Origin of the sequence: Streptomyces sp. 135 (assembly GCF_020026305.1) — a bacterium.
Taxonomy (GTDB): Bacteria; Actinomycetota; Actinomycetes; order Streptomycetales; family Streptomycetaceae; genus Streptomyces.
On sequence record NZ_CP075691.1, the window covers coordinates 7704716 to 7724402 of the forward strand.

Annotated in this window: 3 protein-coding genes; all 3 read left to right on the forward strand. The window is 70.7% G+C overall.

The window, feature by feature from the left end; all coding sequences use genetic code 11:
* Positions 1–8 precede the first annotated feature (8 nt).
* The 3 genes from KKZ08_RS34465 (at position 9) to KKZ08_RS38780 (ending at position 19682) form a co-directional block, all read left to right on the forward strand.
* Positions 9–10514: a non-ribosomal peptide synthetase gene (locus KKZ08_RS34465; RefSeq protein WP_263303377.1), complete on the forward strand. Its 10506-nt coding sequence runs from the start codon at positions 9–11 to the stop codon at positions 10512–10514.
* A 389-nt stretch (positions 10515–10903) separates the two neighbouring features.
* A complete protein-coding gene (locus KKZ08_RS38775) occupies positions 10904–13318 on the forward strand; it encodes a condensation domain-containing protein (protein WP_263303378.1) in 2415 nt (804 codons plus the stop codon).
* A gap of 214 nt (positions 13319–13532) precedes the next feature.
* Positions 13533–19682, forward strand: coding sequence for a non-ribosomal peptide synthetase (locus tag KKZ08_RS38780; RefSeq protein WP_263303379.1), 6150 nt, complete (start codon positions 13533–13535; stop codon positions 19680–19682).
* Positions 19683–19687: the final 5 nt, after the last annotated feature.

The window sequence follows — 19687 nt, forward strand, 5'->3', positions numbered from 1 at the left end:
TTGGAGGTGTGGAGGGTTTCAACTTCTACGGTCCGACCGAGGCGACTGTTGACACCGCGATCGCCCGGCTTTCCTCGTCGTCTGATGTCGTGGTGGGCCGGCCTGTGCCCAACGCACGTGTCTATGTGCTGGACGAGGCGTTGCGGCCTGTGCCGGTTGGTGTGGCGGGTGAGTTGTATGTGTCGGGTGCGGGTGTGGCGCGTGGGTATGTCAACCGTCCGGCGCTGACCGCTGAGCGGTTCGTCGCCTCGCCGTTCTCCGCCTGTGGTGAGCGGATGTACCGCTCGGGTGACCGGGTGAAGTGGACGGCGGACGGCCAGCTGGTCTTTCTGGGTCGTGCGGATGATCAGGTGAAGGTGCGTGGGTTCCGTATCGAGCTGGGTGAGGTCCGGGCGGCGGTGGCCGCGCATCCGCAGGTCGCGCAGGCCGCCGTGGTCGTGCGGGAGGACATTCCTGGTGACCGTCGCCTTGTCGCGTATGTGGTCACTACCGGTGTGCTGGCGGTGCCCGTGGCGGAGTTCGTGGCCGGGAGTCTGCCTGAGTACATGGTGCCGTCGGCTGTCGTTGTCCTTGATGCTCTGCCGTTGACTGCCAACGGCAAGCTGGACCGCAAGGCGTTGCCCGTCCCCGGGTTCGAGGCGGCGGCGGGGGTGCGGGGTCCGTCCAACGCACGTGAGGAGATCGTGTGTGCGGCCTTCGCCGAGGTTTTGGGGGCGGAGAGCGTTGGTGTGGATGATGATTTCTTCGAGTTGGGGGGTCAGTCGCTTCTTGCCATCCGGCTTGTCGCTCTTCTTCACAAGCGCGGGGTTTCTGTCTCCGTGCGGACGTTTTTCCAGGCGCCGACGCCGGCTGGTCTCGCGGCTTCGGTGGACGCTGTCCGGGTCGAGGTGCCGGCGAATCTGATTCCGGTGGGTGCCACGGCCATCACGCCGGAGATGCTGCCGCTGGTCGATCTGACCGGTGATGAGATCGCGACCGTCGTCGCCACTGTCGACGGTGGCGCGTCCAATGTCACGGACGTCTACCCGTTGGCCCCTCTTCAGGAAGGCCTGCTCTTCCACCACCTCCTCGCCGACGGCGGCGACGACGCCTATGTGCTCCCCACGGTCCTGGAGTTCGACTCGCGCGAGCGGCTCGACGCGTTCACGGACGCCCTGCGCCAGGTGGTGGAGCGGCACGACATCTACCGCACGTCCATCGTGTGGGAGGGCCTGCGCGAGCCGGTCCAAGTGGTGTGGCGCGACGCCATCCTGCCCGTCGTCGAGGTCACGCTCGCCGAGGGCGACGAGAGCGGCGACCCGGTGCGGCGGCTGCTCGCGGCCGGCGGCCTGTCGATGGCCCTGGACCGGGCACCGCTGCTCGGCCTGCATGTCGCGGCCGTACCCGGTGGCACCGGCCGTTGGCTGGGGCTGCTGCGGGCGCACCACGTGGTGCGCGACCACACCGCTCTGGAGATCGTCTTCGGCGAGGTGCAGGCGATCCTCGCCGGGCGCGGCCGGGAGCTGCCCGAACCGCTGCCGTTCCGCACCTTCGTCGCCCAGACGCGCGGCGCCGTCGAGCGTTCCGAGCACGAGCGCTACTTCGCCGACCTGCTCGGCGACGTCACCGAGCCCACCACCCCGTTCGGCGTCGCGGAGATCCGGGGCGACGGCGGCTCCTCGGTACGCGAAGTGATTCCGTTCGCGGACGAGTCGACCCGGCGCCTGCGTGAGGTCTCCCGGCGCCTGGGCGCCAGCCCCGCGACCTTGCTGCACGTCGCGTGGGCCCGGGTCCTGGCGGCCGTGTCCGGCCGTACGGACGTGGTGTTCGGCACGGTCCTGTTCGGCCGCATGAACGCGGGCGAGGGCGCCGACCGGGTGCCCGGCCCGTACATGAACACCCTGCCCGTCCGCGTCCGCACGGACTCCTACGGGGCTCTGAGCTCGGTCTCCGCCATGCGTGACCAGCTCGCCCGGCTCCTCGAGCACGAGCACGCCCCGCTCGCCGTCGCCCAGCGCGCCAGCGGCGTCACCGGTGACACCCCGCTGTTCACCGCCCTGTTCAACTACCGCCACCACACGGACCGGTCCGACGGCAGCGCGCCGCGCGGCGAGCTTCCGGGCATCACGCTGCGGTTCGCCGAGGAACGCGACAACTTCCCCCTCGCGCTCTCCGTCGACGACCACGGCGACGGCATCAAGCTGGCCGTCGACGCGGTCGCCCCGATCGACTCGCGCATGGTCGGCGGCCTGATGCGCACCGCCGCCCACAACCTGGTGGACGCTCTGGAAGCCGCGCTCGACCACGGTCAGGACGTGCCGCTCAGCTCCGTCCAGGTCCTGGACGAGGCCGGGCTGCGCCAGGTGCTCGGCGCCTGGAACGACACGGCGGCCGAGGTCCCCGACGCCACCGCCGTCGCCCTCTTCGAAGCCCATGCGGCCCGCACGCCGGACGCGGTCGCCCTCGTCGCCGACGGAGACGAGGTGACGTACGCCCAACTGGACGCGCGCGCCAACCGGATGGCGCGCCACCTCGCGGGCCAGGGGGTCGGTCCCGAGTCGGTCGTCGCGCTCTGCCTGGAGCGCGGCGCCGACCTGGTCACGGCGGTGCTCGCCGTCCTGAAGGCGGGCGGCGCCTATCTGCCCGTCGATCTGGACTACCCGGCGGAACGCATCGCGTACATGTTCGCCGACGCCGCACCGGTGGCGGTCGTCGCCACCACGGCCACGGTCGCGGCCGTCCCCCCGTCGGACGCGCGGCTCGTCGTCCTGGGCGACACGGACCTCGAAGGCCTGGCGGACGGTCCGCTGGGCACACCGATCCGGCCCGAACACCCCGCGTACGTCATCTACACCTCCGGCTCGACCGGCCGCCCCAAGGGCGTCGTCCTCACCCACGCCGGGTTCGCCAACACGATCGCCGGCCTCACCCGCTTCGCGGCCGGTCCGGGCTCGCGGGTCGCGCAGTTCGCCTCGGTGAGCTTCGACATCTTCTGCCTGGAGTGGTCGCTGGCCCTCACCTGTGGTGCCACCCTCGTGGTCGTGCCGGCCCACCGCCGCCTCGGCGCGGACCTGGCGGCGTTCCTCGCCGAGCAGGCCGTGACCCACGCGACGCTGCCGCCCGCCGTCCTGGCGGGCCTGGAAGAAGGATCGATCGGAACGGACGTCGTCCTGGAGGTCGGCGGCGAGGCGTCCTCGCCCGAGCTGATCGAGCGCTGGGCGCGCGGCCGGACCATGTACAACACCTACGGCCCGACCGAGACGACCGTCGACGCCACCGTGTGGCGCTGCGAGCCGGGCGTCACCGACGTCCCGATCGGCACGCCCATCGGCAACACCCGCACCTACGTCCTCGACGGCTCGCTCTCGCCCGTCCCGGTCGGCGTCGCAGGGGAGCTGTACGTCGCCGGCGACGGCCTGGCCCGCGGCTATCTGGGCCGCCCGGCCCTCACCGGAGAACGGTTCGTCGCCGACCCGTTCTCCACCACCGGGGACCGTCTCTACCGCACCGGCGACCTGGTGCGCTGGAGCCCCGACGGGCGGCTGCGGTACCTGGGCCGCGTCGACGAGCAGGTCAAGATCCGCGGCTTCCGCATCGAGCTGGGCGAGGTCCAGTCCGTCGTCGTCGCCCACCCGGGCGTCGACCGGGCCGCCGTCGTCGTCCGCGAGGACACCCCCGGCGACAAGCGCCTGGTCGCGTACGTCGTCCCGGCAGGGGCCTCCCGCGTACCGGCCGCCGCCATCCTCGACTTCGCGGCCGACCGGCTGCCCGCGTACATGGTCCCGGCCGCCGTCGTCGTCCTCGACGCGCTGCCCCTGACGGCCAACGGCAAGCTGGACCGGAGGGACCTGCCCGCCCCGGCCCACGCCGACGGCACGAGCGCCGCGCGCGGCCCGTCGACCCTCCAGGAGGAAATCCTCTGCGGAGTGTTCGCGCAGGTCCTCGGCGTGCCCTCGATCGGCGTCGACGACGACTTCTTCGCGTACGGCGGCCACTCCCTGCTCGCCGTCCGGCTCATCAGCCGCGTCCGCACCGTGCTCGGCGTCGAGGTGCCGCTGCGCACGCTGTTCGAGGCCCCGACAGCCGCCGCGCTCGCCGCCCGGCTCACCGGCGCGGGAGCGGCCCGGACCCCCTTGACGCCCATGCGGCGGCCGGCCCGCACCTCGCTCTCCTTCGCCCAGCGCCGCCTGTGGTTCATCGGCCAGCTGGAGGGCCCCAGCTCCACCTACAACATCCCGATGGGCCTGCGGCTGACCGGCGCCCTGGACCGCTCGGCGCTCACCACGGCCTTGCGAGACGTCATCGGGCGGCACGAGGTGCTCCGCACGCTGTTCCCGGTCGCCGACGGCGAGCCGTACCAGCAAGTCGTCGACATCGACGAGCTGACGTGGGCGCCGGAGGTGACACGGGTCGCCGAGAAGGACCTGACGGCCGCGGTCGCCGCGGCGGCGGAGCACGTCTTCGACCTCGCATCCGAAGTGCCGGTAAGCGCCACGCTGTTCGAGCTGACGCCCGAGGAACACGTCCTCGTCGTTGTCGTGCACCACATCGCCACCGACGGATGGTCCACCGGCCCCCTGGCCCGCGACGTGTCGGTCGCCTACGCGGCCCGCCGCGAGGGCCGGGCGCCGGCCTGGGAGCCGCTGCCGGTCCAGTACGCGGACTACGCGCTGTGGCAGCGCGAGCTGCTCGGCGACCAGCGCGACGACTCCACGAGCATGATGGAACTCCAGGTCGCCTACTGGCGGGAGGCGTTGGCGGGTGCCCCGGAGGAGCTGGAGCTGCCGTTCGACCACATCCGTCCGGCCGTCGCCTCCCACCGGGGCCACAGTGTCCCGGTCGACATCCCGGCCGCCGTGCACACCCGGCTCGTGCACATCGCCCGCGCCGAGGGCGTCACCACGTTCATGGTTCTCCAAGCGGCACTGACCATGCTGCTGTCCCGCCTGGGCGCGGGCACCGACATCCCGATCGGCTCGCCCAACGCCGGCCGCACCGACGAAGCGCTCGACGACCTGATCGGATCCTTCGTCAACACCCTCGTGCTGCGCACGGACCTGAGCGGGGACCCCACGTTCCGGGAGGTCCTCGCACGCGTACGGGAGCGGAGCCTGGCGGCCTTCGCCCACCAGGACGTGCCCTTCGAGCGGCTCGTCGAGGAACTCGCGCCGAGCCGCTCCATGGCCCGCCACGCCCTCTTCCAGGTCATGCTCACCCTGCAGAACACCTCCGAGGCGGTGCTCGAACTGCCCGGCCTCGGAGCACGGGCCCTGACCACCGGGGCCTCGCGGGCCAAGTTCGACCTCGACGTCATCGTGGGCGAGGCCTTCGACGACAACGGGCGTCCTGCCGGGGTGCGCGGCTTCGTCACCGCCGCCGCCGACCTGTTCGACCCCGCCACCGCCGAGCGGCTCGTCGCCTGCCTGACCCAGGTCCTCGACGCGCTGACCGCCGAGCCGGACACCCGTCTCAGCGGGGTCCCGGTCCTCGACGACAGCGAGCGCCACCGGCTCCTGGTCGAGTGGAACGGCACCGCCGCCGGCATCACGCCCGCCACGGTGCCGCAGCTGTTCGCCGCGCACGTGACCCGCTCGCCGGACGCCGCCGCCGTCATGGCCGACGGTACCGAGGTGACGTACGCCCACCTGGACGCCCGCGCGAACCGACTGGCGCACCAGCTGGTGAGGCGGGGCGTCGCACCCGAGTCCGTCGTCGCGGTCTGCCTGGAGCGCGGCACCGACCTCATGGTGGCGCTGCTCGCCGTCCTGAAAGCCGGGGGCGCGTACATGCCGATCGACCCGGAATACCCGGCCGACCGGATCGCGTACATGCTGGGCGACGCGGCACCGGCCCTGGTCCTCGCCTCCGCCCGCACGGCGGACAGGATCCCCGTCGAGACCCTGCTCGTCGACGAGGCGGACCACGACGAGGCGGACCACGACGAGGCGGACGGACCCCCGCCCGTCGACCTCGCGGTGACCCACCCCGCGTACGTCATCTACACCTCGGGCTCGACCGGCCGCCCCAAGGGCGTCCTCGTCTCCCACGCCGGTATCGCCGGCCTGGTCGCGGGCCACGTCCGCGACCTCGGCGTCGGCCCCGGCGCCCGGGTCGCCCAGTTCGCCTCCGCGAGCTTCGACACCTTCGGCTGGGAGTGGCTCATGGCCCTCCTGTCCGGGGCGGCCCTCGTGGTCGTCCCGCGCGAGAAGCGCCTGGGCGAGGCCCTGCCGGCCTTCCTGACCGAGCAGCGCGTCACCCACGCCACCCTGCCGCCCGCCGTCCTCGCCACCCTCGACGAGAACAGCGTCGACCCGGACACCGTCCTCGTCGTCGCGGGCGAGGCGTGCCCGCCCGACGTGATGGCCCGCTGGGCGCGCGGCCGCAGCCTCTTCAACTCCTACGGGCCCACCGAGACCACCGTCGACGCCACCCTGTGGCGGTGCGACCCGCGATCCGCCGAGGTCGCCATCGGCAGACCCGTGCTCGACACCGAGGTGTACGTCCTCGACGAGTACCTGGCACCCGTCCCCGTCGGCGTCGCGGGCGAGATGTACGTCTCCGGCGTGGGCCTCGCCCGCGGCTACCTGGGGCGCCCCGAACTGACCGCCGAACGCTTCGTCGCCTCGCCCTTCGCACCGGGCGAACGGATGTACCGCACCGGCGACCGGGCCAAGTGGACGGCTGACGGACAGCTCGTCTTCGCCGGCCGCACCGACGACCAGGTCAAGATCCGCGGCTTCCGTATCGAGCCGGGCGAGGTCCAGGGCGTCCTGACCGGACATCCGCTGGTGGCCCAGGCTGCCGTCATCGCCCGGGAGGACACCCCCGGCGACAAGAGGCTCGTCGCCTACGTCGTGCCCGCCGACGGCGCCTCCTCCTGGTCGTCGTCCACCACGGCGTCGGTCCTCGCCCACGCGGCCGACCGCCTGCCCGAGTACATGGTCCCGTCCGCCGTGGTCGCCCTCGACGCCCTGCCGCTGACGGTCAACCGCAAGCTCGACCGCGAGGCCCTGCCCGCCCCCGACTACTCGACGGGCACGGCGGCGGCCGGACGCGACGGTGCCCGCGGCCCGTCCGACCTCCGCGAGGAACTGCTCTGCGGGGTGTTCGCCCAGGTCCTCGGCGTGCCCAAGGTCGAGGTCGACGACGACTTCTTCGCCCTCGGCGGCCATTCGCTCCTCGCGGTGCGCCTGGCCAGCCGGGTACGGGCGGTCCTCGGCGTGGACCTCGACATCCGGGTCCTGTTCGACGCCCCGACCGTCGCCGGACTCGCCGCCGAGCTCGACGGCGCCGGGCAGGCACGGCCGGCGCTCACGGCCACGGAGCGGCCGACGCGGGTGCCGCTCTCCTTCGCCCAGCAACGCCTCTGGTTCATCCGCCAGATGGAGGGACCGAGCGCCACCTACAACATCCCGGTCGCCCTGCGCATGACCGGAGATGTCGACGCCCGAGCCCTCGGACTCGCCCTGCACGACGTCATCGGACGCCACGAGGTGCTGCGCACCGTCTACCCGACAGCGGACGGCCGGCCCCACCAGTGCGTCCTGCCCCTCGACGAGGTGGACTGGCAGCTCGCGCTCGCCCCGATCGCCCCGGAGGATCTGCCCGACGCGGTGAAGAAGGCCGCGGAGTACGAGTTCGACCTGGAGGCCGACCTCCCGATCCGCGCCTGGCTGTTCGAGCCAGGCTCTCAGGACGAGCGGGTGCTGCTCGTCGTCGTCCACCACATCGCGGGCGACGGCTGGTCCTGGGGGCCCATGGCGGACGACCTCTCCACGGCCTACGCGGCGCGCAGCGCGGGCCGCGTGCCGACGTGGGAGCCGCTGCCGGTCCAGTACGCGGACTACGCGCTCTGGCAGCGCGAACTGCTCGGCGAGGAATCCGAACCGGACAGCCTGCTGAGCCGGCAGATGGACTATTGGCGAGAGGCTTTGGCCGGATCACCCGAGGAACTGATGCTCCCCGTCGACCGGACGCGGCCGGCGGTCGCGTCCCACGAGGGCCACGCCGTCCCCGTCGTCGTTCCGGCCGAGGTGCACGCGCAACTGGTGAAGGTGGCCCGCGCCGAGGGCGTGACCACGTTCATGGTCCTTCAGGCCGCACTGGCGATGCTGCTGTCGCGGCTGGGTGCGGGGACCGACATCCCGATCGGTTCGGCGAACGCGGGCCGCACCGACGTCGCACTGGACGACCTCGTCGGCTTCTTCATCAACACCCTGGTCCTGCGCACCGACGTGTCCGGCGACCCCACGTTCCGCGACGTCCTCGGCCGGGTTCGCAAGACGAGTCTGGCGGCCTTGGCGCATCAGGAGGTGCCGTTCGAGCGGCTGGTGGAGGAGTTGGCGCCTTCGCGGTCGATGGCCCGGCACCCGTTGTTCCAGGTCCAGTTGGACCTCCAGAACAACGCCGAGGCCGTCTTGGACCTGCCGGGTGTACGGGCCGGTGGGATGTCGGCCGGCACCTCGATGGCCAAGTTCGACCTGGAGGTCGGCCTCGGCGAGATCTTCGACGAGGACGGCGCCCCGGCCGGCCTGCGCGGGACCGTCACGGCAGCGGCCGACCTCTTCGACCGGGAGACGGTCGAGGGGCTGGGCGAGCGCCTGGTCCGGGTGCTCGCACTGCTGGTCGCCGCACCCCGTACCCGGCTCAGTGCGCTTCAGGTGCTGGGGGAGGTGGAGCGGTGTCGGGTGCTGGAGGAGTGGAACGACACGGCTGCTGACCTGGGCGCTGCGCTGGTGCCGGAGTTGTTTGCCGGGCAGGTGGCGCGGGTGCCGGGGGCGGTGGCTGTTGTCGGGGAGGGTGTGTCGGTTTCGTTCGCGGAGTTGGATGCGCGGGCGAATCGGTTGGCCCGCTATCTGGCTGGTCAGGGTGTCGGTGTCGAGTCGTTGGTGGGGTTGTGTCTGCCGCGTGGGATCGAGGCGGTGGTGGCGGTCCTGGCGGTGTGGAAGGCGGGGGCGGCTTATGTGCCGATCGATCCGGGGTATCCGGCTGAGCGGATCGGTTTCATGCTGGCCGACAGTGGCGTGGCTTTGACGTTGACGACCGAGGAGGTCCTGGACGATCTTCCGGCCGGGCGGAACCGGTTCGTGGCGTTGGACAGCACGCTGGTGGAGATGCAGCTGGCGGCGGCTTCTGGCGAGGCGCCCGAGGTGGCGGTTGCGGCTGAGGGGCTCGCGTATGTCATCTACACCTCGGGTTCGACCGGCCGGCCGAAGGGGGTGGGCGTCACCCATGGTGGTCTGGCGAACTATGTGATGTGGGCCGCGGACACGTATCACATGAAGGACACGGCCGGTGGTGCTCCGTTGCATTCGTCCCTTGCGTTCGATCTGACGGTGACGAGTGTTCTGGTGCCGCTGGTGTCCGGCAGCGCGGTCGTGGTCAGTGAGGCCGGTGGCGCTGAGGGACTGGCGGAGCTGATTCGCGAGCCTGGTGGTTTCGGCCTGGTCAAGGCCGTTCCCGCCCATCTGCCCCTCCTGACGGAGATGCTCGACGACGCTCAGGTCGCCTCTTCGGCTCGTACGTGGGTGGTCGGTGGTGAGGCTCTGCCGGGCGGTGTGGTTCGGGACTGGTTGTCGCGGGCTCCGGGGTCGGTGGTCGTGAATGAGTACGGGCCGACCGAGACGGTGGTCGGGTGCTGTGTCTTTGAGATTTCGGCCGGTCAGGTGGTGGGGGAGTCGGTGCCGATCGGGCGGCCGATCGCCAACACGCGTCTGTATGTGCTGGATGAGTTCCTGCAGCCGGTCGCTCCGGGTGTTGCGGGTGAGTTGTATGTCGCGGGTGTTCAGCTGGCTCGTGGTTATGTGAGGCGTCCGGGTCTGACGGCCGAGCGTTTCGCGGCGAACCCGTTCGAGCCGGGCGGGCGGATGTATCGGACCGGGGATGTGGCCCGCTGGACCACCGACGGGCTTCTCGAATACCTGGGCCGTGCGGATGAGCAGGTCAAGGTCCGTGGCTACCGGATCGAACCCGGCGAGGTCCAAGCCGTCGTGGCGGCGCACCCGCAGGTCGCCCAGGTGGCCGTGGTGGCCCGTGAGGACGTCCCGGGGGACACCCGCCTCGTCGCCTACATCGTCCCCACCGACCTCGACGACACCGAGCCTGAACTGCCGTCTCAGGTAGTGCAGTTCGCGGCGACGCGACTGCCGGAGCACATGGTTCCCTCGGCTGTCGTCGTCCTCGATGCTCTGCCGCTGACCGCCAACGGCAAGCTCGACCGCGAGGCCCTGCCGGCCCCGGACGCCTCTGTATCGGCAGGGTCCGGGCGCGGACCGGCCACCCGCGAGGAAGAGGTCCTGTGTGAGGCCTTCGCCCAGGTCCTTCGACTGGAGAAGGTCGGCGTGGACGACGACTTCTTCGCGCTCGGCGGTCACTCGCTGCTCGCGACCGAACTCGTCATCCGCATCCGCGCCGCCCTCGGCATCGACGTCGAGATCAGGGCCCTCTTCAATGCGCCGACCGTGGCTGGTCTCGCACAGCAGCTCGGTACCGAAAAGTCAACCCGTCCGGCTCTTCGTCGAATGCGCGTTGAGTAGGAAGCGCATAAGTCAAGGCGGTTACTGCTGAACGACTGAACCAAGAGAAAGCGCGCTTCGGCCGCCGTGTCCCGTGAATGCGGATGCGGCGGCCGAAGCGCGTTCCCGGGGCGGTCCGGGCCGTTCAACTGCCGTGAGGGAGCGGTTGAACAGCCTGCAGGTGAGCAGATTGATCGTCGGTACGGCCTGGGTCATAGTGAGTCGCGCCAAACCCGGGATCCGCCGAAGAAGGACGGAGCTCGGGACCGGTGAACCAATTCCCCGTCTTCCCGGTGACATCCCCCACCGGCTTTTATCCATTTGATTCTTGTTCGGGTGTACAAGGCTCCGGAAAGCCTTGACCGATCCGCGCCGACGTTGCGGCCGGGACGAAACCAGGAAGGTTCCTGATGATTCCGTTGTCTTTCGCGCAGCGTCGGTTGTGGTTCATTCAGCAGCTCGAGGGCCCCAGCGCGACCTACAACATCCCGGTGTCGCTGCGTCTTTCGGGATCGGTCGACCGCGCCGCGCTGGCCGCGGCCCTGCGGGACGTCCTGGAGCGGCACGAAGTGCTGCGCACGACCTTCGGCACGCACGACGGCGAGCCGTACCAGCGCATCCTCGGTCTCGAGGAACTCGACTGGGACCTGCGGACCGTGGACCTGCCCGACTCCGCGACGCCGGCCGACCTGGCCGGCGCGGTCGCCGACGTGTTCGGGTACGAGTTCGACCTGGCGGCTGAACTGCCCATCCGTGCCTGGCTGTTTTCGGCCGGCCCGGACGAGCACGCGCTCGCCGTGGTCGTTCACCACATCGCGGGCGACGGCTACTCGATGCGCCCACTCGCCCGCGACGTCTCCGCCGCCTATGCGGCCCGGTGCGAGGGCCGGGCTCCTGAGTGGGAGCCGCTGCCGGTCCAGTACGCGGACTACGCGCTGTGGCAGCGCGAGCTGCTCGGTGACGCGGCCGACCCCGACAGCGTCATGACGCGCCAGGTCGCCTACTGGCGCGAGACGCTGGCCGGCGTGCCCGAGGAGCTGGAGCTCCCCTTCGACCACACGCGTCCGCTTGTTGCCTCGCACCAGGGCCACAGCGTGCCCTTCGAGGTCCCGGCCGACGTGCACGCGCAGCTGCAAGAGCTGGCGCGCGCCGAGGGCGTCACTACCTTCATGGTCTTCCAGGCCGTCCTCGCGATGACCCTGTCGAAGCTGGGCGCGGGCACGGACATCCCGGTCGGCGCCGCCGTGGCCGGTCGCACCGACGTGGCGCTGAGCGACCTGGTCGGTTTCTTCGTGAACACGCTGGTGCTGCGTACGGATCTGTCGGGTGATCCGACGTTCCGGGAGGTCCTGGGCCGTGTGCGGGAGACGGGTCTGTCGGCTTTCGCGCATCAGGATGTGCCGTTCGAGAAGTTGGTGGAGGAGCTCGCGCCGACGCGTTCGCTGGCCCGCCACCCGCTCTTCCAGGTCATGCTCACCGTCGAGAACGTCGCCCAAGCGGAGGTCCGACTGCCGGGTGCGCAGACGGGTTCGCTGGCCGCCGTGGCCACGGCGGACGTGTCGGAGCAGCTTGCCGCCAGGACCGTCGCCAAGTTCGACATCGAGATCGGTGTCGAGGAGGCCTTCGACGCCGTGGGCGCCCCCGCCGGCCTGCGCGCCTCGGTGATCGTCGCCGCCGACTTGTTCGACGCCGACTCCGCCGCCCGACTTGCCGGGCGGCTCACGCGCGTCCTGCGCCAGCTCGTCGCCGACCCGCGGACCAGGCTGAGTGCTGTCGACGTCCTGGACGCTGCCGAGCGTCACCAGGTGCTGACCCAGTGGAACGACACCGACGCCGGCGTCGACGCCGCTCTCGTACCGGAGCTGTTCGAGGCGCACGTGGCGTCGACCCCGTCCGCGGTCGCGGTGATCGCGGACGGCCACGAGATCACGTACGCGGAGCTGGACGCACGGGCCAACCGCCTCGCGCATCACCTCCTCGGCCTCGGTGTCCACGCCGAGTCGGTGGTGGGCCTGTGCCTGCCGCGCGGCATCGACATGGTGGCGGCGGTTCTCGGCGTGTGGAAGGCCGGCGGTGCGTACATGCCGCTGGACCCCGAGCACCCTGAGGAGCGGCTCTCCTACATCCTGGCCGACAGTGGTGCCCGTGTGGTCGTGAGCAGCTACGACGCCGCCGACGGCGTCGCCGAACGGCTCGGCGTCGATCATGTGCTGTGGTTGGACGATCCGGCGACGGGAGCGGCCCTGCAACGCCAGCCGGTCAGCGCTCCGCGACGGCCGGAAGCCCGGGACTGCCTCGCCTATGTGATTTATACGTCGGGTTCGACGGGGCGGCCGAAGGGTGTGGCTGTCGGTCATGGTGGGTTGGCGAATCTGGTGTCGGTGTTCGGGCCGTTGATGGGGGTGGGTCCGGGGGTTCGTGTGTTGCAGTTCGCGTCGTTCAGTTTTGATGCGTCGGTGCTGGATGTGGGTGTGGCGCTGGGGTGGGGTGGTGCGTTGGTGGTGGCGTCGGCGGTGGAGCGGGGTGAGCCGGGGCTGTTGCGGGAGTTGGTGGTGTCGGCGGGTGTGGTGTCGGCGAGTGTGGTGCCGTCGTTGTTGGCGGTGTTGGAGTTGGGGGATCTGGCGGGGGTTTCGTCGCTGGTGGTGGGTTCGGAGGGGATCGATCCGTCGTTGGCGAGGGTGTGGGCGCGGGGGCGGAGGTTGGTGCATGCGTATGGGCCGACTGAGGCGACGGTGATCGCGGCGGTGGGTGAGGTGGATCCGGATGGGTCGGGGTGGTGTCTTTGGTGGTCCGGTGGCCAATACGCGGATGTTTGTGCTGGATGAGTTTTTGCGGCCGGTGGCGCCGGGGGTTGCTGGTGAGTTGTATGTGGGTGGGGTGCAGTTGGCGCGTGGGTATGTGGGGCGTGCGGGGTTGACGGCTGAGCGGTTTGTTGCTGATCCGTTTGGTGTGGCTGGTGGGCGGTTGTATCGCACGGGTGATGTGGTGCGGTGGTCGGTGGGGGGTGAGCTGGTTTTTGTGGGGCGTGCGGATGAGCAGGTGAAGATCCGTGGGTTCCGTATTGAGCCGGGTGAGGTGCGGGCGGCTGTGGCGGCGCATCCGCTGGTGGCGCAGGCCGCGGTGGTGGTGCGTGAGGATGTCGCGGGGGATCCGCGTCTGGTCGCGTATGTCGTCGCGGATGGCGGTGCCGGGGATGGCGGTGCCGGGGGCGGCGCCGAACTTGCTGCGGGTGTGGGTGAGTTCGTGGCAGGGCGTCTTCCGGGGTACATGGTTCCCTCGGCGGTCGTGGTTCTGGACGAGCTGCCGCTGACCGTGAACGGGAAGCTGGATCATCGGGCGCTTCCCGCACCCCGGTACGCCACAGGCGATGGCCGAGGCCCCGCCAACCGTCGCGAAGAGATCCTGTGCGAGGCCTTTGCCGAGTCCCTGGGGCTCGACAGCGTCGGCGTCGAGGACAACTTCTTCGCCCTCGGCGGCCACTCCCTGCTCGCTGTCCGCCTCGTCGAGCGGCTGCGCGAGCGCGGTGTCACGGTGTCCGTACGGGCCCTGTTCGAGACTCCGACCGTGGCAGGCCTCGCGCTGTCGACGGGCACGGTCCGGTCCGCCGTGCCGGACAACCTGATACCGGCCGACGCGACCGCCATCACTCCCGAGATGCTGCCGCTCGTCGACCTCACGGCCGACGAGGTCGCCGTGGTCGTCTCCTGCGTGGACGGCGGCGCGGCGAACGTCGCCGACGTCTACCCGCTGGCCCCCCTCCAGGAGGGCCTGCTCTTCCACCACCTCCTCAACGAGGGAGGCGACGACGCCTACGCGCTGCCGACGGTCGTCGAGTTCGACTCGCGCGAGCGCTTCGACACGTTTCTCGCCGCGCTCCAGCAAGTGGTGGACCGCCACGACATCTACCGCACCTCCATCGTGTGGGACGGCCTGCGCGAGCCGGTTCAGGTCGTGTGGCGCAACGCCACCCTGCCCGTCACCGAGATCACCGTCGACGCGGACAGCACCGACCCGGTCGCCGACCTGGTCGCCGCCGGCGGCTCCGCGATGGACCTCGGCCTGGCCCCGCTGATCAGCTTGCACATCACCGCCGTACCGGAGAGCGGGCGACTGCTCGCCCTGCTGCGGATGCACCACATGGTGCAGGACCACACGGCGAAGGAAGTCCTCCTCGAAGAGGTGCGAGCGTTCCTCACGGGACGCGGCGACGAGCTGGCCGAGCCGTTGCCGTTCCGCGACTTCGTCGCCCAGGCACGCGGCGGAGCCGACGAGTCCGAGCACGAGCGCTACTTCACCGACCTGCTCGGCGACGTCACCGAGCCCACCGCTCCGTACGGCATGGTCGACGTGCACGGCGACGGCGCCGGCGTCGTCCGGGGCGAGCTGGAACTCGCCCCCGCCCTCACCGCTCGCCTGCGGGACGTCGCGCGCCGCCTCGGCGTCAGCCCGGCGCCCGTGCTGCACGTGGCATGGGCCCGGGTGCTCGCTGCCGTCTCCGGCCGCGCGGACGTGGTCTTCGGCACCGTCCTCTCCGGCCGCATGAACGCGGGAACCGGCTCGGACCGGGTGACAGGACCGTTCATGAACACGCTGCCGGTCCGCGTACGCACCGGTGAGCTCGGCGCGTTGGAGTCCGTCGAGGCCATGCGCGGCCAGCTGGCCCGCCTTCTGGAGCACGAGCACGCACCCCTCGCCGTGGCCCAGCGGGCCAGCGGGGTCGCAGGCGACACGCCGGTGTTCACCTCCTTCTTCAACTACCGGCACAACGCCGGCCAGCGAGCGGACCAGAGCCGGAACGCCGAGATCACGGGCATCCGCACCGTCTGGACACACGACCGCACGAACTACCCGCTGTCAGTGGCGGTCAACGACGACGGCGACACCGTCGCGCTCGCGGTGGACGCGATCGCCCCAGCGGACCCGGAGGCGGTGAGCACCCTGGTGCGCACGGCCACCGAGAACCTCGTCTCCGCACTGGAGAAGACGCTGGACGGCGGCACGGACGTGCCCCTGAGCTCGCTCTCCGTGCTGGGGGAGGTGGAGCGGTGTCGGGTGCTGGAGGAGTGGAACGACACGGCTGCGGACTTGGGCGCTGCGCTGGTGCCGGAGTTGTTTGCCGGGCAGGTGGCGCGGGTGCCGGGGGCGGTGGCTGTTGTCGGGGAGGGTGTGTCGGTTTCGTTCGCGGAGTTGGATGCGCGGGCGAATCGGTTGGCCCGCTATCTGGCTGGTCAGGGTGTCGGTGTCGAGTCGTTGGTGGGGTTGTGTCTGCCGCGTGGGATCGAGGCGGTGGTGGCGGTCCTGGCGGTGTGGAAGGCGGGGGCGGCTTATGTGCCGATCGATCCGGGGTATCCGGCTGAGCGGATCGGTTTCATGCTGGCCGACAGTGGCGTGGCTTTGACGTTGACGACCGAGGAGGTTCTGGACGATCTTCCGGCCGGGCGGAACCGGTTCGTGGCGTTGGACAGCACGCTGGTGGAGATGCAGCTGGCGGCGGCTTCTGGCGAGGCGCCCGAGGTGATGGTCGAGCCGCAGTCGCTCGCGTATGTCATCTACACCTCGGGTTCGACCGGCCGGCCGAAGGGGGTGGGCGTCACCCATGGTGGTCTGGCGAACTATGTGATGTGGGCCGCGGACACGTATCACATGAGTGGTGGCGGTGGTGCTCCGTTGCATTCGTCCCTTGCGTTCGATCTGACGGTGACGAGTGTTCTGGTGCCGCTGGTGTCCGGGTCCGCGGTGGTAGTGAGTGAGGCCGGTGGCGCTGAGGGACTGGCGGAGCTGATTCGCGAGCCTGGTGGTTTCGGCCTGGTCAAGGCGGTTCCTGCGCATCTGCCGTTGCTGACGGAGATGCTGGATGACGCTCAGGTCGCCTCTTCGGCTTGTACGTGGGTGGTCGGTGGTGAGGCTCTGCCGGGCGGTGTGGTTCGGGACTGGTTGTCGCGGGCTCCGGGGTCGGTGGTCGTGAATGAGTACGGGCCGACCGAGACGGTGGTCGGGTGCTGTGTCTTTGAGATTTCGGCCGGTCAGGTGGTGGGGGAGTCGGTGCCGATCGGGCGGCCGATCGCCAACACGCGTCTGTATGTGCTGGATGAGTTCCTGCAGCCGGTCGCTCCGGGTGTTGCGGGTGAGTTGTATGTCGCGGGTGTTCAGCTGGCTCGTGGTTATGTGAGGCGTCCGGGTCTGACGGCCGAGCGTTTCGCGGCGAACCCGTTCGAGCCGGGCGGGCGGATGTATCGCACGGGGGATGTGGCCCGCTGGACCACCGACGGGCTTCTCGAATACCTGGGCCGTGCGGATGAGCAGGTCAAGGTCCGTGGCTACCGGATCGAGCCGGGTGAGGTCCAAGCCGTCGTGGCGGCGCACCCGCAGGTCGCCCAGGTGGCCGTGGTGGCCCGTGAGGACGTCCCGGGGGACACCCGCCTCGTCGCCTACATCGTCCCCACCGACCTCGACGACACCGAGCCTGAACTGCCTACTCAGATAATGCAGTTCGCGGCGACGCGACTGCCGGAGCACATGGTTCCGTCGGCTGTCGTCGTCCTCGATGCTCTGCCGCTGACCGCCAACGGCAAGCTCGACCGCAAGGCCCTGCCGGCCCCGGACGCCTCTGTATCGGCAGGGTCCGGGCGCGGACCCGCCACGCTCCAGGAAGAGATCCTCTGCGCGGCTTTCGCCCAGGTCCTCGGCCTGGACCAGGTCGGCGTGGACGAGAGCTTCTTCGCCCTCGGCGGCCACTCGCTGCTCGCCGTCCGCCTGGTCAGCCGCATCCGCGCCGCCCTCGGCGTCGAGCTGGAGATGGCGGCGCTGTTCGAGGCGCCGACTGTCGCGGGCCTAGCGGCTCGGATCACCGGGGCCGTCACGGCGCGGAAGGCCCTGGCGCCGATGGAGCGCCCGGAGCGGACTCCCCTCTCGTTCGCGCAACAGCGTCTGTGGTTCGTCGGCCAGTTGGACGGACCGAGCTCGGCCTACAACGTCCCGATGGCGCTCCGCCTGTCGGGCGGCGTGGACCGCGACGCGCTCGGCGCGGCCCTGCGCGACGTGATCGCCCGCCACGAGGTCCTGCGCACCGTCTTCCCCGCCGCGGACGGTGAGCCGTACCAGCGGGTCATCCCGGTCGAGGACCTGGCCTGGGAACTGCCGCTGGTCGAGGTCGCGCCGGAGGATCTGGACGGCGCGGTCGCCGCGGCGGCCGACTCCGCCTTCGACCTCTCCGCCGAGGTCCCCTTCCGCGCCTGGCTGTTCTCCGCGGCACCCGACGACCAAGTGCTCGTCGTAGTCATGCACCACATCGCGAGCGACGGCTGGTCCAAGCGCCCGCTGGCCCGCGACGTGTCGGTCGCCTACGCGGCCCGATGCGAGGGCCGGGGTCCTGAGTGGGAGCCGCTGCCGGTCCAGTACGCGGACTACGCGCTGTGGCAGCGTGAGCTGCTCGGTGACGCGGCCGACCCCGACAGCGTCATGGCCCAGCAGATCTCCTACTGGCGCGCGGCACTCGCCGGAGCGCCGGAGGAGCTGGAGTTCCCGGCCGACCACCGCCGCCCGGCGCTCGCGTCCCATCGTGGACACCGCGTTCCCGTACAGATCCCGGCCGCCGTGCACGCACGGCTGCGGGAGCTCGCTCAGGCCGAGGGCGTGACGGTGTTCATGCTGCTCCAGGCCGCCTCCGCCGTCCTCCTGTCGAAGCTGGGCGCGGGCACGGACATTCCGATCGGTACGGCGAACGCCGGTCGTACGGACGTGGCGCTGGACGACGTGGTCGGTTTCTTCGTGAACACGCTGGTGCTGCGTACGGATCTGTCGGGTGATCCGACGTTCCGGGAGGTCCTGGGCCGTGTGCGGGAGACGGGTCTGTCGGCTTTCGCGCATCAGGATGTGCCGTTCGAGAAGTTGGTGGAGGAGCTCGCGCCGACGCGTTCGCTGGCCCGGCACCCGCTCTTCCAGGTCATGGTGACCCTGGAGAACAACGCCGACGCCGTCGTCGACCTGCCGGGCCTGCGTACCGGGACTCCGGGTGCGGTCAAGGCCGATGCCCCTGGCCAGGCCGCCGCCAAGTTCGACCTGGCTGTCGAGGTCGCCGAAGCTTTCGACACCGAGGGCGCCCCCGCCGGGCTGCGCGGCTCTGTGGTCGCGTCGGCGGACCTCTTCGAGTCGGCGACGGCCGCGCGCCTCGCCGAACGCTGGCTCCGGGTCCTCGAACTTCTCGTCGTCGAACCACAGACCCGCCTGAGTGCTGTCGACGTCCTGGACGCTGCTGAGCGTCACCAGGTGCTGGCCGAGTGGAATGACACGGCCGCGCAGATCGTTCCCGCCACGGTGCCTGAGCTGTTCGAGGCGCACGTGGTGTCGACCCCGTCCGCGGTCGCGGTGATCGCGGGCGGCCATGAGGTCACGTACGCGGAGCTGGACGCACGGGCCAACCGCCTCGCCCATCGGCTCATCGCCCGGGGCATCGGTGCAGAGTCGGTCGTCGGCCTGTGCCTGGACCGGGACGCCGAGATGATCGTGGCGATCCTGGCCACCTGGAAGGCCGGGGCCGGCTACCTGCCCATCGACCCCGAGCACCCGGCCGACCGGATCGCGTACATGCTCGCCGACAGCGGCGCCGCACTCGCGCTGACCACGGAGGAACTGCTCGGCGGGCTCCCGACGGGCCAGCTGCCCGTCGTGGTCATTGACGGTCCGGAACTGCGGGCCGAGCTGGCGTCCGCGTCGGCCAGGGCGCCCGAAGGCACCGCACACAGCGCCGACTTGGCCTATGTGATTTATACGTCGGGTTCGACGGGGCGGCCGAAGGGTGTGGCTGTCGGTCATGGTGGGTTGGCGAATCTGGTGTCGGTGTTCGGGCCGTTGATGGGGGTGGGTCCGGGGGTTCGTGTGTTGCAGTTCGCGTCGTTCAGTTTTGATGCGTCGGTGCTGGATGTGGGTGTGGCGCTGGGGTGGGGTGGTGCGTTGGTGGTGGCGTCGGCGGTGGAGCGGGGTGAGCCGGGGCTGTTGCGGGAGTTGGTGGTGTCGGCGGGTGTGGTGTCGGCGAGTGTGGTGCCGTCGTTGTTGGCGGTGTTGGAGTTGGGGGATCTGGCGGGGGTTTCGTCGCTGGTGGTGGGTTCGGAGGGGATCGATCCGTCGTTGGCGAGGGGTGGGCGCGGGGGCGGAGGTTGGTGCATGCGTATGGGCCGACTGAGGCGACGGTGATCGCG

Coding starts and splice junctions, on each gene's coding strand:
- KKZ08_RS38775 (WP_263303378.1), top strand. CDS start 10,904: ATGATTCCGTTGTCTTTCGCGCAGCGTCGGTTGTGGTTCATTCAGCAG.